Annotated in this window: 15 protein-coding genes; 8 read left to right on the top strand and 7 right to left on the bottom strand. The window is 63.3% G+C overall.

The features are described from left to right. The first annotated feature begins 42 nt into the window (after positions 1-42). The 3 genes from dapF to ftsY all read left to right on the top strand — a co-directional run bounded on the left by dapF (position 43) and on the right by ftsY (position 3,491). On the top strand, positions 43-891 hold the full coding sequence (dapF, locus tag NIM87_RS04825; RefSeq protein ID WP_254674071.1) for a diaminopimelate epimerase: 849 nt from the start codon (positions 43-45) through the stop codon (positions 889-891). Further along, entirely contained in the window at positions 891-2,153 is a 1,263-nt protein-coding gene (mtaB, locus tag NIM87_RS04830) for a tRNA (N(6)-L-threonylcarbamoyladenosine(37)-C(2))-methylthiotransferase MtaB (RefSeq protein ID WP_254673506.1), read from the top strand. Before dapF ends, mtaB begins: the two co-directional genes overlap by 1 nt. Before the next feature lie 153 nt (positions 2,154-2,306). Next, on the top strand, positions 2,307-3,491 hold the full coding sequence (gene ftsY / locus NIM87_RS04835; RefSeq protein WP_254673507.1) for a signal recognition particle-docking protein FtsY: 1,185 nt from the start codon (positions 2,307-2,309) through the stop codon (positions 3,489-3,491). A 67-nt stretch (positions 3,492-3,558) separates the two neighbouring features. Here ftsY and NIM87_RS04840 read toward each other — a convergent pair whose 3' ends face one another. Continuing rightward, a complete protein-coding gene (locus NIM87_RS04840; protein ID WP_254673508.1) occupies positions 3,559-4,473 on the bottom strand; it encodes a reverse transcriptase family protein in 915 nt (304 codons plus the stop codon). Between the two features lie 112 nt (positions 4,474-4,585). Beyond that, positions 4,586-4,909, bottom strand: a complete 324-nt coding sequence (locus NIM87_RS04845) for a helix-turn-helix domain-containing protein (protein WP_254673509.1) — start codon at positions 4,907-4,909, stop codon at positions 4,586-4,588. 609 nt (positions 4,910-5,518) lie between these two features. On the opposite strand from NIM87_RS04845, the gene NIM87_RS04850 reads away from it, so the two are divergent. Continuing rightward, a complete protein-coding gene (locus NIM87_RS04850) occupies positions 5,519-6,133 on the top strand; it encodes a septation protein A (RefSeq protein ID WP_254673510.1) in 615 nt (204 codons plus the stop codon). Here NIM87_RS04850 and NIM87_RS04855 read toward each other — a convergent pair. The 5 genes from NIM87_RS04855 to tsaD all read right to left on the bottom strand — a co-directional run bounded on the left by NIM87_RS04855 (position 6,130) and on the right by tsaD (position 9,365). Beyond that, a complete protein-coding gene (locus NIM87_RS04855; RefSeq protein ID WP_254673511.1) occupies positions 6,130-6,531 on the bottom strand; it encodes a DUF1761 domain-containing protein in 402 nt (133 codons plus the stop codon). The genes NIM87_RS04850 and NIM87_RS04855 overlap by 4 nt on opposite strands. Before the next feature lie 64 nt (positions 6,532-6,595). Then, positions 6,596-7,030 (bottom strand): EVE domain-containing protein, encoded by a 435-nt coding sequence (locus NIM87_RS04860; RefSeq protein ID WP_254673512.1) that lies wholly within the window; start codon positions 7,028-7,030, stop codon positions 6,596-6,598. 2 nt (positions 7,031-7,032) lie between these two features. Next, positions 7,033-7,329, bottom strand: coding sequence for a YciI family protein (locus tag NIM87_RS04865; RefSeq protein WP_254673513.1), 297 nt, complete (start codon positions 7,327-7,329; stop codon positions 7,033-7,035). Position 7,330: 1 nt separating this feature from the next. Next, on the bottom strand, positions 7,331-8,320 hold the full coding sequence (locus NIM87_RS04870) for an NAD(P)H-dependent glycerol-3-phosphate dehydrogenase (protein WP_332017506.1): 990 nt from the start codon (positions 8,318-8,320) through the stop codon (positions 7,331-7,333). Further along, positions 8,307-9,365, bottom strand: a complete 1,059-nt coding sequence (gene tsaD, locus NIM87_RS04875) for a tRNA (adenosine(37)-N6)-threonylcarbamoyltransferase complex transferase subunit TsaD (RefSeq protein WP_254674073.1) — start codon at positions 9,363-9,365, stop codon at positions 8,307-8,309. The genes NIM87_RS04870 and tsaD overlap by 14 nt, the downstream gene beginning before the upstream one ends. Positions 9,366-9,516: 151 nt before the next feature. On the opposite strand from tsaD, the gene hemC reads away from it, so the two are divergent. Genes hemC through NIM87_RS04895 form a run of 4 tightly spaced genes read left to right on the top strand, consistent with a single transcriptional unit; the run spans position 9,517 to position 13,834 of the window. Then, on the top strand, positions 9,517-10,455 hold the full coding sequence (gene hemC / locus NIM87_RS04880) for a hydroxymethylbilane synthase (protein WP_254673514.1): 939 nt from the start codon (positions 9,517-9,519) through the stop codon (positions 10,453-10,455). Then, positions 10,455-11,186, top strand: coding sequence for a uroporphyrinogen-III synthase (locus NIM87_RS04885; protein WP_254673515.1), 732 nt, complete (start codon positions 10,455-10,457; stop codon positions 11,184-11,186). The genes hemC and NIM87_RS04885 overlap by 1 nt, the downstream gene beginning before the upstream one ends. A 24-nt stretch (positions 11,187-11,210) precedes the next feature. Then, positions 11,211-12,452 carry a COG4223 family protein gene (locus tag NIM87_RS04890; protein WP_254673516.1) on the top strand — a complete coding sequence of 414 codons (1,242 nt, stop codon included), beginning with the start codon at positions 11,211-11,213 and terminating at the stop codon, positions 12,450-12,452. Continuing rightward, positions 12,449-13,834, top strand: a complete 1,386-nt coding sequence (locus tag NIM87_RS04895; RefSeq protein WP_254673517.1) for a heme biosynthesis protein HemY — start codon at positions 12,449-12,451, stop codon at positions 13,832-13,834. The genes NIM87_RS04890 and NIM87_RS04895 overlap by 4 nt, the downstream gene beginning before the upstream one ends. Positions 13,835-13,861 lie beyond the last annotated feature (27 nt).

The raw sequence follows: 13,861 nt of genomic DNA on the forward strand, positions 1-13,861 counted from the left end.
CGGAACCGGAACAGAGCTGTGAGCGACGTCCCTTTTTTCAAGATGAACGGGCTGGGCAACCAGATCATCGTGATCGATCTGCGCGGCACCAGCGCGCGGGTCACCCCCGAAGCCGCCATTGCCATCAATGCGCGGCCCGAGACGCGCTTTGACCAGATCATGGCCATTCATGATTCGCGCACTCCCGGCACCGCCAATTACATCGAAATCCTCAATTCCGACGGTTCGCGCGCCCAGGCCTGTGGCAATGGCATGCGCTGCGTCGTCCAGACCCTTTCGGCCGAGCAGGGCCGCCAGCGCTTCACCTTCGAGACCGTCGCCGGGATCCTGTTTGGCGAAGAAGCCGCCGATGGCCTCATCACCGTCGATATGGGCACGCCAAAGTTCGCCTGGTACGAGATTCCGCTCAACGAGGAATTTGCCGATACCCGCGCCGTCGAACTCCAGATCGGGCCTATCGACGCCCCGGTGCTCCATTCCCCCTCGGTCGCTTCCATGGGCAATCCGCACGCCACCTTCTGGGTCAAGGATGACGTCTGGAGCTACGCGCTCGACCGTTTCGGCCCGCTGCTCGAAAACCACCCGCTCTTTCCCGAGCGCGCCAATATCTCGATTGCCCAGGTGCTGACCCCGACCCACATGATCCTGCGCACCTGGGAGCGCGGCGCCGGTCTCACCGAGGCCTGCGGCACCGCTGCCTGTGCCGCGCTGGTCAATGGCGCCCGCACCCGCCGCACCGCGCGCAAGGCCACCATCACCGTGCCCGGTGGTGACCTCATCGTTGAATGGCTCGACAATGATCATGTGACCCTCACCGGCCCCGCCCAATTCGAATGGCGCGGCAGCGTGGACCCGACGACCGGCGCCTGGACGCGCAGCGAGGCCGCCTGATGGCCATCCAAACGCTGACCTTCGGCTGCCGCCTCAATGCCTATGAGGGCGCGGTGATGAAGGCCGAGGCCGAAAAGGCCGGGCTCGACAATGCCGTGATCATCAATACCTGCGCGGTCACCGCCGAGGCAGTCAAGCAGGCCAGGCAAGCCGTACGCCGCGCCCGCCGCGACAATCCTTCCGCCCGCATCATCGTCACCGGCTGCGCCGCCCAGACCGAGGCCCGCAGCTTTGGCGACATGGACGAGGTCGACCTGGTCATCGGCAATGCCGACAAGCTCAAGGCCGAAAGCTATGCGCCAATGGTCTTTGGCAAGCCCCTCAACGACAAGGTGCAGGTCAACGACATCATGAGCGTGCGCGAAACCGCCGGGCACCTCATCGAGGGCATGGACGGCCGCACCCGCGCTTTCGTGCAGGTGCAAAACGGCTGCGACCACCGCTGCACCTTCTGCATCATCCCCTTTGGCCGCGGCCCCTCGCGCTCCGTGCCCATGGGCCTGGTTGTCGAGCAGATCAAAAAGCTCGTCGCCAATGGCTATGGGGAAGTGGTGCTCACCGGCGTCGACATTACCTCCTATGGCCCCGACCTGCCCGGCGCCCCGACCCTGGGCATGCTCACCCAAGCCATCCTCAAACATGTCCCCGACCTGCCCCGGCTGCGCATCTCCTCCATCGACAGCATCGAGACCGATCCGGCGCTCTACGAGGCTGTCGCCGACCAGCGCCTGATGCCGCATCTGCATCTGTCGCTCCAATCGGGCGACGATATGATTTTAAAGCGCATGAAGCGCCGCCACCTGCGCGACGACGCCCTCGCCATCATCGCAAAGCTGCGCAGGTTGCGCCCCGATATGGTCTTTGGCGCCGACATCATTGCCGGTTTCCCCACGGAAACAGACAGCATGTTTGAAAATTCGCTCAGCTTTATCACCGAGGCGAACCTGACCTATATCCACGCTTTCCCCTTTTCCCCGCGCCCCGGCACGCCTGCCGCGCTCATGCCGCAGGTGGACAAATCCGTGGCGCGCCAGCGTGCCAGCCGGCTGCGGGCGGCGGGCGAAAAACAGGCCTCGGACTTCTATGCCTCGCGCCTGGGCAAGATCGAAACGGCACTCTTTGAAAACACCGGCCTCGGCCGCACCGAACACTATGCGCCGGTGCGCGTTGCCCATTCAAAACCCGGCGACCTGCTCCGGGTCCGCATTACCGGGCTGGGCGCGGAGGGCCTTATCGGCGAAGCGCTGCGCGTCGCGGCCTAAAGCGCTTCGGGCAAAAGTGGCAACGGTTTTGCGGTTCGGAAGCGCTATAAAACAAGGACTTGGAGCGGTTCAACGGTTCGACGAAACGGTGAAATGCTCTAGGGGCAATCAAACGCGTGGCCGAGGGCGCCACATGAAGGGTACTGAACCAGTATGACCGAGAAGAAACCGGGCTTTTTCAAGCGCCTCTTCGGCAACCAGCCTGCGCCCGCCGCGCCGCCCGAAACCCTGCCGGAAACCCCGATCACGCCCGACGCCGTGCCACCGGTGCCCGAACCCGAGCCAGAGCCCACCCCGGCTCCGGCCGAGCCCGATCACCCGCCCCCGCCCGGCCCGCCTGAAACCACGCCCGACTATATCGAAGACGTTGAAGACGCGCTTGCCGCCCCGCCGCAACCAGTCTCTGCGCCCGAGCAGCCACGTCAGGGCTGGTTTGCCCGTCTCGCCTCCGGCCTTCGGCGCTCGTCCGACAATCTCTCTACCTCGATCACCTCGGTCTTCACCAAGCGCAAGCTTGATGCGGCCATGCTTGATGAGCTGGAAGATGTGCTGATCCAGGCCGACTTGGGCGTCGATACCGCCATGGCCATCACCGACACCCTCCGTCGCGACCGTTTCGACAAGGACGTGTCGGGCGAAGACGTGCGCGCCGTACTTGCCGCCGAGGTCGAAAGGGTGCTCGCGCCCGTCGCTGCTCCCCTTGTCATCGACACCAACAAAAAGCCCTTCATCATCCTGATGATCGGGGTCAATGGCTCGGGCAAGACCACCACCATCGGCAAGCTGGCGCAGAAATTCGCCGCCGAAGGCCGCTCGGTCATGCTGGCCGCCGGCGACACCTTCCGCGCCGCAGCCATCGAGCAATTGCAGATATGGGGCCAGCGCACCGGCGCGCCGGTCATCGCCAGGCCGGCCGGCTCCGATGCCTCGGGCCTCGCCTTCGATGCCGTGACCCAGGCAAAAGCCGAAGGCCGCGACGTGCTCATCATCGACACCGCCGGGCGCCTGCAGAACCGCGACGAGTTGATGAACGAGCTCGAAAAGGTCATCCGCGTCATCAAGAAGCTCGACCCCGAGGCGCCCCACGCCACCCTTCTCACCCTCGACGCCACCACCGGCCAAAACGCCCTGAAACAGGTCGAAATTTTTGGGGCTCGCGCCGGCGTCACCGGCTTGGTCATGACCAAGCTCGACGGCACCGCCCGCGGCGGCATCCTCGTCGCCATCGCCAGGAAGTTTGGCCTGCCGGTGCATTTCATCGGCGTTGGCGAAGGCGTCGGCGATCTCGAGCCCTTTGAGGCACAGGATTTTGCTAGGGCTATCGCCGGAGGTGAGTAGTCCTAGTGTGTGCTAGCGACGACGAAACTGAAGGTATTTGCACCGCTACAATTCGTCGGCGCGCTAGTCAGAATGGGGCGTCCACATTTTCAGTTTCGCTGCGTAAGCTTCTCTTCAGCGTAAGCTCGAAGTACCTGATCTCGGCTGCCCTCTGCCGCAGATTTCGTTCTTGCCTCAAAGAATTCATCTGGTCGGCAGCTTTCTTACCCGAAGTAGAAGATGGTCCTGCTACGTAGCGTAGGGTCCCAAGGAGCGAAAGTAGCCGCAAACTCATCGCGTCTTTTTCGTCTCTCGACACCGCGCGATGGTATTGCTCCCAATGCTCTCGAATCCGGAGATGCAGTGAGTTCGGCGCTACCAAATTGCTCCCAACAACGCCCACGCCCGTGATGAAGACAGGTCGATTTCCTAACCGGTATTTGACATCGTGGCTTTTCAGGCCATGTCTGCGGACAATCTCACGGACCGAAGTAAGCAAGGAACCTGGCACAAACTGACCAGAAATCGTGAGGTCATCAACCCAGACCGAGTACATTAGTCCCTGCGTATCACAGAGCGACGCGATCTCATCGAACATGCCTCGATGGACTAAACTGCAAAGCACCGGAGTCAACGGTGAACCGAAGGAAACCTTTCCATCGACGGTGACGAGATGCGTCAATAGTCCGGCCACATCTTCGTACATGTTCAACTCCTCCACGAACCACCGTTTGACCATTCGGTCCGTAGTGGAGGGGTAGAACTGCTTAAGATCGAGGGTTAGAAACTGTCTTTGCCCGAGATGATGCGCGGCGTTATCGCGCTGGCTGCGATTCTTGCGGGGGCTAAAAAGGTAACTTGGTTGCTTAATCTTATTGAGGTGGAATTTTAGCCGCTCGTGAACTCCACGTAGCCGGCTCTCTGGGTATGCAAGTTGGCGAATTTTTCCCTTTTTCCCAGTCTTGACCTCGCGTCGTACAATAAAATTTTCCTTGTAGTTCACGAGCCTGCGCAGGTCGTCTCGAGATTCTCCAACTAAAGATGCAAGGTCGCGCTGGGTTGGCCGGTGAGAAATGGGTGATCGCGCGAGGTCATAGCGCTCAATTGAGGACCGCTTAGGAAGCATCCGCAATTTCCTTAGGGGCCAATAATTCGAGCAGCGACAGAACGCGCGGCGCGACGATAAGCTTTCCCTTGGTCTTAACGGGTTGGTCTTGAAGCTCTTCTGCAAAAAACAAGAGCTGAGACATCCGTACATCAAATTTCGAGCTGTAACGCTCCAACACTTCCATGGTTACTGACTTTGTGCCGCTCTCTATCTCCGAAATAGTCGACTGAGATAGTTCAAGTGCGGACGCCAAATGATTTTGCGACAATCCTAGATACAACCGTAGCAGGCGGAGGGCATCGTTGATCATTGGTCGCTTAGGTACTTCCATCATCTTACTCCTTCCGGCTATTTTCGAGGTCGCCGCTCACTCCCGATCTGAAACCCAGATCCAGAAACGAACAATGTAGTAGGCTACCTGGCCGATCCCCACGATCAGCTTCCAGAGCCGAACGTGATGAAGCCAGCGACGCCGCCGCTGATGATGATCTTTAGAGCTCATTTCGAAAGTCCTCTGGTTCCGCCGACAGAATTACCGGCGCCCGTAGATCCAGAGGTGCTGTTCAGCGACGTTTGACCTCGAACATGCCGCACCCGGGCCCGACGGGTGCGGCGCGTACGCCACGGCCCCTGCCAGACACGGGATTGAGACGGAAGCAAATACGCGCTTCCACAGGGCTCCAGGCCCCACACTTCGACGGGTTCAGCGAATGAGCAATCACCACAATTGGATACATAGAGTCGCCGGATGGATAAGTCAAATAAATTATCGCCTCAGGCGATATTTGATCGCGTCGGAAACTTTGCGCCTAGGAATGGCCCCGACGACCGAGGCGTCCCACACCCCACCCCCAGCCAAATTCTGACCACTCTTGTCCGCTAAGCGCTTGCATCGGGGCTAAGCTGCCATCACATTGGCCGCAACGCTACGGAACCAAGCATGACCGACAAAGCCGAACCCGAACTCAATTGGGATGAGTTGAGACCCCAGATCATCAAACTGGTGCTCGAACTGGGCCCGCTGGTGATTTTCTTCATCATGAATGGTCGCGCCGACATCTTTGTCGCCACGGCCTGGTTCATGGCGGCCATGGCCATTTCGCTGGCGCTAAGCTGGCTCATCCTGAAAAAAATCGCCGTCATGCCGCTGGTCACCGGCGTCGTGGTGCTGGTCTTTGGTGGGCTGACGCTCTGGCTGCAGGACGACACCTTCATCAAGATCAAGCCCACCATCACCAATACGCTTTTTGCCTCGGTGCTGCTGGGCGGCCTGCTCTTTGGCCAATCGCTGCTGAAATATGTGTTTGGCGACGTATACAAGCTTCGCCCCGAAGGCTGGTGGAAGCTGACGCTGAACTGGGGCCTGTTCTTTGTGGTGCTGGCGGTGCTCAACGAAGTGGTCTGGCGCACCACGACCACCGATTTCTGGGTGGCTTTCAAGGTCTGGGCGATCATGCCGCTGACCGTGATTTTCTCCATGACCCAGCTGCCGCTGCTCAATAAATACGCGCCGGCGGAACCGGCAAAGGCCCCGCCGGTCGTGGTCGAAAGTTAACCGAACAGCCCGATCACCACGCCCTGGATCACCAGCACACCCAGGATGTGCAGGCCATCGATAATGGTCAGGGACCATTTCATGCCTTCGTAGCGGTGGTTCATGATCAATGTGGTGATCACAAAACCCAGCCACAGATGCACGCCGACCAATACGGCATTGGCGATAGTGACCTCGCCCATGATCGCAATGGTGAACAGCGCCACGAAAAAGGCCATGACCAGCTCGACCAGCGCCGACCAGATGAACGGCGTATTGCCGACCTGAAGCTGATCCTTGGTCTTGCCCAGGGCGTTCATCCACTGCTTGGACAGACCCATGTACCAGACCGCCCCGAAGGCGAAGCTGGCCACGGTGGCCAGGATCACGGCCAGCCAGTTGACACCCAAATAGTTCATCTCAAATCCCCCTCGCTGCTATTGAGCCCGGGGAGTCTAGTCCTGCTTGACACCTTCGGGAAGCCTACAGCCCCGCCATCTTGCACAGCAGCGCCCATTCATCGTCGCGGACCTTGGACACCGAGAGCCGCGAGAGCTTGATCAGCTCGATCTCGGCCAGTTCCGGCGTCGCCTTGATTTCAGCCAGGGTCACGGGGCGCTTGACCGGCCTGACCGATTGCACATCCACGCAATCCCACACCACTTCGCCCTTGGCATTAAGCTCGCCGGTGCTGTCGGGATGGGCGGGCGCCACGATCTTCATGATGCCCACGATCTCCTTGCCGATATTGGAATGGTAGAAAAACGCCTCGTCGCCGACCGCCATGGCCCGCATATTGTTGCGCGCCGCATAATTGCGCACGCCATGCCATTCCTCAGCCTCGCCTCTGGCCGTCTTGGCAACCAGGTCATCGAAGGAGAAGACATCAGGCTCCGACTTCATCAGCCAATAGGCCATGATTATGCGAACTCCGCGCCGGAATTATTGATGGCAATGCGCCAGCGCTTGACCTCATAGCTGGCAAAGACCCCCGCCGGCACGAACGGGTCGGCCGCGGCCATGGCCTGGGCTTCCTCCAGCGTCTCGGCCTCGAACACCACGATGGAGCCTTCGGGCTTTTCATCGGCATCGAGCAGGGCGCCGGCGAAAACCAGCTTCTTGCCCAGCGAATTGAGGTGTTCCAGATGCACCGGACGCGTATCGAGCCGCAGTTGCAGCGCACCCGGCGCGTCCTTGGCAATCATGGCAAAAAGCATTTCAGATTTCCCTCTTGAGCGGGCGGGACATCAGCCCCGCAACAATACTGGCAATATCGGATGTGCCGGCGACCACCGCATCGACCGCATCGATCAGCGGCGCATCGACATTGAGGCTTTTCGCCAGCGCTGCGGCGACCGGCGCCGTCGCCACGCCTTCGGCGAGCTTGGCGCCTGACGCAAGCACTTCGGCAGTCTGCCGACCGGCACCGAGCGCCATGCCGAACTGGTAATTGCGCGATTGCACCGAGGTGCAGGTCAACGCCAGATCCCCCAGCCCGGCCAGCCCCGTCAGCGTATGGGCCGAGCCGCCCATGGCCGTCACCATGCGCGCCATTTCGGCATAGCCGCGCGCAATCAGCGCCGCCCGGGCCGAGGCACCCAGATTGGCCCCTTCGACGGCGCCACAGGCCAGCGCATAGACATTCTTGAGCGCCCCGGCGATCTCGACCCCGATCCGGTCATCGGCCGCATAGGGCCGGAAGCTGGGGCCAGCGAGTGCCAACGCCAGGGCCGAGGTCTCACTGGCATCATCCCCGGCCAGCGTCACCGCCGTCGGCCGCCCCGCCGCCACATCGACGGCAAAGCTGGGACCCGACAGCACAAAACCAAGCGCCTCGGGCGCCATGTCGCGGAGAATTTCGCTCTGCCGGGCCAATGTCCCGGTCTCGAGCCCCTTGGCCGAAAGCACCACCGGCTTGCCGGCCAGCAGCGCCGGATCAAGGTCATTGAGTAGCGTACGCGTCGATTGCGCCGGCACCGCCAGAACAATGATATCGGCTTGCGCCAGTTGCGACATTGCCACGATGCGGCCGGACAGAACCTGCCCCGGCAGCGCAGCCTCGTTCATATGCGTCGCGTTGATCGCCTCAGCCTGCCTATTGGTCCGCACAACCAGCGCCACCGACCGGCCCGCCATGGCCGCAGCCTGGGCCAGCGCCGTACCCCAGGCCCCGCCCCCGATCACCGCAACTGTTTCAAGCCGCATCATGGCCAATCCTCATATCCGGCGTATCGAGCGGCCAGCGGGGGCGCGCCGCCACGTCGAGCCGGTCATCGGCACCCAGCGCCAGACGTTCAGCGCCCGCCCAGGCCACCATGGCCCCATTGTCGGTGCACAGCGCCACCGGCGGCACCACCAGCACCGCGCCCATCTCCTCGGTCACACCCGTCAGCGCCGCCGCTATCGCCCGATTGGCCGCGACACCACCCGCAACCACCAATTGCGGCGGTGCGTCCGGCATTTCGACCCGGAACCGTTCCAGCGCCTGGCGCGACCGGGTTGCGACAACCTCGGTCACCGCCGCCTGAAAGCTGGCTGCAATATCGGCAACATCCTGGTCGGTCAGCGGCGCCAGCGCTTCGGCCTGCAAGCGGACGGCAGTCTTAAGTCCCGAAAAGGAAAAATCCAGCCGCGCCTCGCGCAGCAGGGGTCGCGGAAACTTGAAGCGTTTTGCATCCCCCGACTTGGCGATCTGCTCCACCGCAGGCCCCCCGGGATGGCCCAGCGAGAGCAGTTTGGCGACCTTGTCGAAGGCTTCGCCCAGTGCATCATCAATCGTGCCGCCCCAGCGCTCATAGTCGCCGACGCCCCGCACCAGAACAAACTGGCTGTGCCCGCCCGAAACAAGAAGCATCAGATATGGAAACTGCACATTATTCGTCAGCCGCGCTGTCAGCGCATGGCCTTCGAGATGGTTGACCGCGATCAGCGTCTTGCCCAGCGAAGCCGCCAGCGCCTTGGCCGTCGTCAGCCCCACCAGCACACCCCCGATCAGCCCCGGACCGGCAGTGGCGGCGATGGCATCGACATCGCCAAGCGCAATGCCCGCCTCGTCCGCGGCCTGGGCAATGATATGATCGAGCCATTCCACATGCGCCCGCGCCGCCAGCTCGGGCACCACGCCACCAAAGGCGGCATGTTCATCAAGTTGGGAGCGCACCACGTTGGAACGAATTATCCCCTGGCCCGATTGATCGCGTATGACTATGGCGGCGGCGGTTTCGTCGCAGCTGGTTTCAATACCCAGTATGATGGCTTGCGCTTGCCCGGTCACGACGAACTGGTCTACTCCCAAATAGGGGGCAGCGCGATGCGCCGCCCTTCTGGTCGCGTTTTCAAAGCGGAAAGGCCTGAAGCACTTTTCCTGAAAACCGCTTAATCGCCTACACTAGGACCACATGCACATGCAATCGCCCACCCCATTCGCCCGGATCGGAACACGCGGCAGCCCGCTGGCGCTGGCCCAGGCCAAACTGGTGCGCGAACGCCTGTCCCTGGCCCATGGCGTGTCCAAGGACCAGATCGCCATTGACGTGTTTTCTACCGGCGGCGACCGCAGCCAGAAGGAAAACACCACGCTCTCCGATATTGGTGGCAAAGGCGTTTTCACCAAGGAAATCGACGAGGCGCTGTTGGCCGGCCACATCGATATCGGGGTACATTCAAGCAAGGACGTGGCCACCGGCCTGCCACCGGGCATGGTACTGGCCGCCTTTCTTGAGCGCGAGGATGTGCGCGACGCCTTCATTTCGGTTTCGGTCAAGGGCATCGATAATCTGCCCGATGGCGCCAGCTTTGGCACCTCATCCATTCGCCGCGCCGCCCAGGCGCTGCGGCTGCGGCCTGACCTGAGGATCGTGCCGTTCAGGGGTAATGTACAAACGCGGCTGCAAAAGCTGCTCGATGGCGTCGCCGATGCCACGCTTCTGGCGCTGGCCGGCCTGAACCGCCTGGGTGAAGCGCACCGCGCCACGGCTATTGTCGACACCGAAAAGTTCATGCCGGCCCCGGCCCAAGGCGCCATCGGCATTGCCATCCGCCAAGGCGACACGCGTTTCGCTGAAATCGTCGCGCCGCTGGACCATGCCCCGACCCATGCTGCCATCACTGCCGAACGCACCATGCTGCGCGTGCTTGATGGCTCCTGCCGCACCCCAGTGGGCGCGTTGACTGGCACGGCGGGCGACCTGTTGACGCTCCGGGGCGAAATCCTCAGCCTCGATGGCCAGAAAAGTTTCTCCGCCCAGGCCGAGGGCGCCGATCCGGTCGCGCTTGGCGAAACGGTGGGGCGCGACCTGCTGGCCCAGGCCGGCCCCGATTTTCTGGCAGGTTGGAGCCGCTGATGCGCATGTTGATCACGCGCCCCGAACCGGACGCACAGGCCACCAGGGACCGCCTCGCCGCTCTGGACATTGCCGCCGACATTGCGCCGCTGATGACGCGACAGAACCTGCCCGGCCACCTGCCACCGCCCGATGGCTTTGCCGCCGTGGCGCTGACCAGCACCAATGCCCTGCGTGCCCTGTCCGAAACCGCCTCGCTCGAACCCCTGTTCGACAAGCCGGTCTTTGCGGTGGGCGACCGCACCGCCCATGAAGCACGCCAGCTCGGCTTTGCCCGCGTCACCGCCGCCGATGGCACCCTTGAGTCCCTCGCCACGACGATCGCCCTGGCGCGGGTCGGCGGACCGGTCTTTTATCCCGCTGGCAAGCATTTGAGTGGCGACCTCGCCCATGCACTGGCACCCCATGGCCTTATGGTGGTGACGGTTCCGGTTTACGAAATGGTGGCCGAGACGGCACTGGCCGCCGACGCCATCGCCGGCCTTGCCGCCAGCGCCTTTGGTGCCGTGCTGTTTTACTCCCGGCGCACCGCGGAAATCTTTTGCACCCTTGTTGCCGATGTCATCGCGCCAGCGGATCGGCGCAATCTGCCGGTTATCTGCCTGTCTGAAAATGTTGCCGCGCCCCTGCTCAATCACCATTTCAGCCGCGTGCTGCTGGCCGACCATCCGAGCGAAGAGGCAATGTTGGCGCTGTCCCTGGCTTTTGCCCGCGAGCAAACTGGGTCATGATCGGACGAACGAAAAGGAATGGCTATGGCTGAGACCACCGGCAAGGAAACGCCAGCAACCGATCCCAAAACCGCTGCCCCGGCCGCTGCCAAGACTGGCCCGGTCAAGCCGCCGGTGCTCGAAGGCACGGCGCGTCCCGCCGGCACCGGTAAACCCGGCGATGCGTCCACGACTGAAAAACCTGCTGAAAAGTCCGCAGCCAGCACCACGAGCAAGCCAACAACCCCGTCGACCGCTGCCCGATCGCGGGTTGATGATCACGAGGAGAACAGCGGCGGCGCATGGCTGGCCGGCATTCTGGGAGGCGTGATCGGCCTTGGCGCCGCTTATGGCCTGGCCTGGTTCGGCCTCTGGCCGCAGGTCCAACAGGCCCCGGCGCCTGCCGATCCGCGCCTTGCCCAGTTCGCGACGGCCATTCCCGAGCTGGAAACCGTCACCGGAACCGTGCAGGACGAATTGTCCACCCTGACGGCCCGGGTCGGGACACTCGAAGCCAGCTTGGCCGAGGCGCCAGTTGCCACGGCCCCGGGCACCGACCCCGCCCTTGCCGAGCAATTGGCTGCTTTATCGGCCCGCCTCGACGCATTGGACGCCGCCCCGGGCAACACGGTGGATGCCGACACGCTGGCCGGCATGCAATCGGCGTTGGAAGCCGTGCAAAGCGAAATGAGCGCCACCGCCACCCAGCTGAACGCGGCCCGGCAACAGATTGAAACGCTGTCCCGGAACGCTGATGAAAGCACCGGCGCCGAAGCCGCGACCATGCGCCTGCCGCTGATCTTCTCCTCGCTCGAAAGCGCTTTTTCTGCCGGACGCGGCTATGAGACTGAACTGGCCGCCCTGCGCCAGGCCTTGCCCGAAACCATGGTGCCCGAAGCCATTGCCGGCCGCGCTGCCAGCGGCCTGCCACGACCCGACGATGTCGAACGCCAGCTTGTCGCGGTTCTCCCCGACATGCTGGCCGGGCGTCCGGTCAATGCCGGTGCAAATTGGCAGGATGCAACCACCGACTGGTTCCGGGGGCTGATCGCCATGCGCCCGGCGGGGGCGATTGAAGGCGACGGCGCCGACGCCATCATCGCCCGGCTCGAAGCCGCGGTGGCACAGCGCGACTTTGAAACAGCCGAGGCTGAGCTGACGGCCCTGCCGGCGCCCATGCGCGACGCCGCCGGCGCCCTCGCCGATGACATTGCAAGCCTTGCAGCCGCCGAGACCTTCCTCACCCAATTGCGCGCCCGCGCGCTCACCGGGGAGAATGGCGCATGATCCGTCTCGCCTCCTGGATCATCGGCAGCCTGGTCGTTGCCGGCTTGGCCGCCTGGATCATTGCCCTGCCCGGCACCCTGACCCTGGAACTGGCTGGCTATCGCATGCAGCCGCGCCTCGGCACGGCCGTCGTCATTCTTCTGGTGGCGGCCGCCGTGATCATCGCGCTCTGGGCCATCACCCGCCGCGTTATCGGCGCACCCCGGGCCATGGCCCGCCGCCGCGCCGCCCGCCGCCGCGAGCAGGGTGTCGAGGCGTTATCCGATGCCGTCATTGCGCTGCAATCGGGCGACCCCGCCCGCGCCCGCATCATGGCCCGCGAAGCTCAGGCGCGCCTGCCTGACAATGGCGCGGCAAAACTGCTCGAAGCGCGGGCCGACCTGGCGCTGGGCGACATGCCGGCTGCCCGTGAGCATTATCGCGCCCTGATCGCCAGCGAAAAAACCGCCGTCGCCGCCCTCACCGGGCTCTATGACCAGGCCCGCGCCCAGAACCGGCCCGAGGCCGCACTGACCTTTGCCCGCAAGACCCTGGCACTGTCGCCCGACATTTCCTGGGCCGGACAAGCCGTTTTCGACGATCTCGCCAGACGCGGGCAATGGGCCGATGCCGTGGCCATGGTCAACGCCGAAACGGCGACCACCCGTGAACAAAAAGCACGAAAACGCCGCCGCCAGGCCGTGATCGAAACCGCGCGCGCCCGCGAGGGCGAAACCAGCCAGCCCAATAGCGCCCTCGAACACGCTCTGACGGCCCTCAAGCTGCTGCCCGACTTCGTACCGGCGGCCCTGATTGCCGCGCGCATCTATTCCAATCGTGGCGAGGCGCGCCGGGCCCAGAGCCTGTTGCGGCGCATCTGGCGAGCCACCGGGCATCCTGATGTGGCCGCGCTCTATGCCCATTCCCAACCCGGCGCCTCCGCAGTGGACCGGCTGAAACGCCTGGGCGAAATCATCGAACTGCCAGCGCCCCACCGCGCCGCCGCCATGGCCATGGCCCGCGCTGCGATCGACGCCTATGACTGGCCGCGCGCCCGGGCGGCACTGCAACCCTTTGCGGGTTCCGAGGCGACCCAAACCGTCGCCAGCCTGATGGCCGAAATCGAGGAAGGCCAATCCGGGGATCAAGGCAAGGCCCGGGAATGGCTGGCCCGTGCCGTGCGGGCGCCACGCGACCCCGCCTGGACCGCCGACGGCATCGTCAGCGACGAATGGGAACCGGTTTCCCCGGTCACCGGTCGGCTCGATGCCTTTGAATGGAAAGTTCCGGTCTCCAGCAATGCCCGTCCGGTGCCTCTGCCGGCGGTCAATACGGAGCCCGTCGCGGCCCTCCCGCCGGCAGAACCTGCCTTGCCTCTTGCATCGACCGAAAACGCCCAGTAAAAGACCCGCCATCCGAAGGGACAACAC

This window comes from Devosia ureilytica, from assembly GCF_024273195.1.
GTDB lineage: Bacteria > Pseudomonadota > Alphaproteobacteria > Rhizobiales > Devosiaceae > Devosia > Devosia ureilytica.

Bases quoted from the DNA above. Each gene is read 5' to 3' on its own strand.
- NIM87_RS04895 (WP_254673517.1), top strand. From the start codon at position 12,449: ATGATCCGTCTCGCCTCCTGGATCATCGGCAGCCTGGTCGTTGCCGGC.
- NIM87_RS04885 (WP_254673515.1), top strand. From the start codon at position 10,455: ATGCGCATGTTGATCACGCGCCCCGAACCGGACGCACAGGCCACCAGG.
- NIM87_RS04870 (WP_332017506.1), bottom strand. From the start codon at position 8,320: ATGATGCGGCTTGAAACAGTTGCGGTGATCGGGGGCGGGGCCTGGGGT.
- dapF (WP_254674071.1), top strand. From the start codon at position 43: ATGAACGGGCTGGGCAACCAGATCATCGTGATCGATCTGCGCGGCACC.
- hemC (WP_254673514.1), top strand. From the start codon at position 9,517: ATGCAATCGCCCACCCCATTCGCCCGGATCGGAACACGCGGCAGCCCG.
- NIM87_RS04860 (WP_254673512.1), bottom strand. From the start codon at position 7,030: ATGGCCTATTGGCTGATGAAGTCGGAGCCTGATGTCTTCTCCTTCGAT.
- NIM87_RS04845 (WP_254673509.1), bottom strand. From the start codon at position 4,909: ATGGAAGTACCTAAGCGACCAATGATCAACGATGCCCTCCGCCTGCTA.
- NIM87_RS04855 (WP_254673511.1), bottom strand. From the start codon at position 6,531: ATGAACTATTTGGGTGTCAACTGGCTGGCCGTGATCCTGGCCACCGTG.
- NIM87_RS04890 (WP_254673516.1), top strand. From the start codon at position 11,211: ATGGCTGAGACCACCGGCAAGGAAACGCCAGCAACCGATCCCAAAACC.
- ftsY (WP_254673507.1), top strand. From the start codon at position 2,307: ATGACCGAGAAGAAACCGGGCTTTTTCAAGCGCCTCTTCGGCAACCAG.
- mtaB (WP_254673506.1), top strand. From the start codon at position 891: ATGGCCATCCAAACGCTGACCTTCGGCTGCCGCCTCAATGCCTATGAG.
- NIM87_RS04865 (WP_254673513.1), bottom strand. From the start codon at position 7,329: ATGCTTTTTGCCATGATTGCCAAGGACGCGCCGGGTGCGCTGCAACTG.
- NIM87_RS04850 (WP_254673510.1), top strand. From the start codon at position 5,519: ATGACCGACAAAGCCGAACCCGAACTCAATTGGGATGAGTTGAGACCC.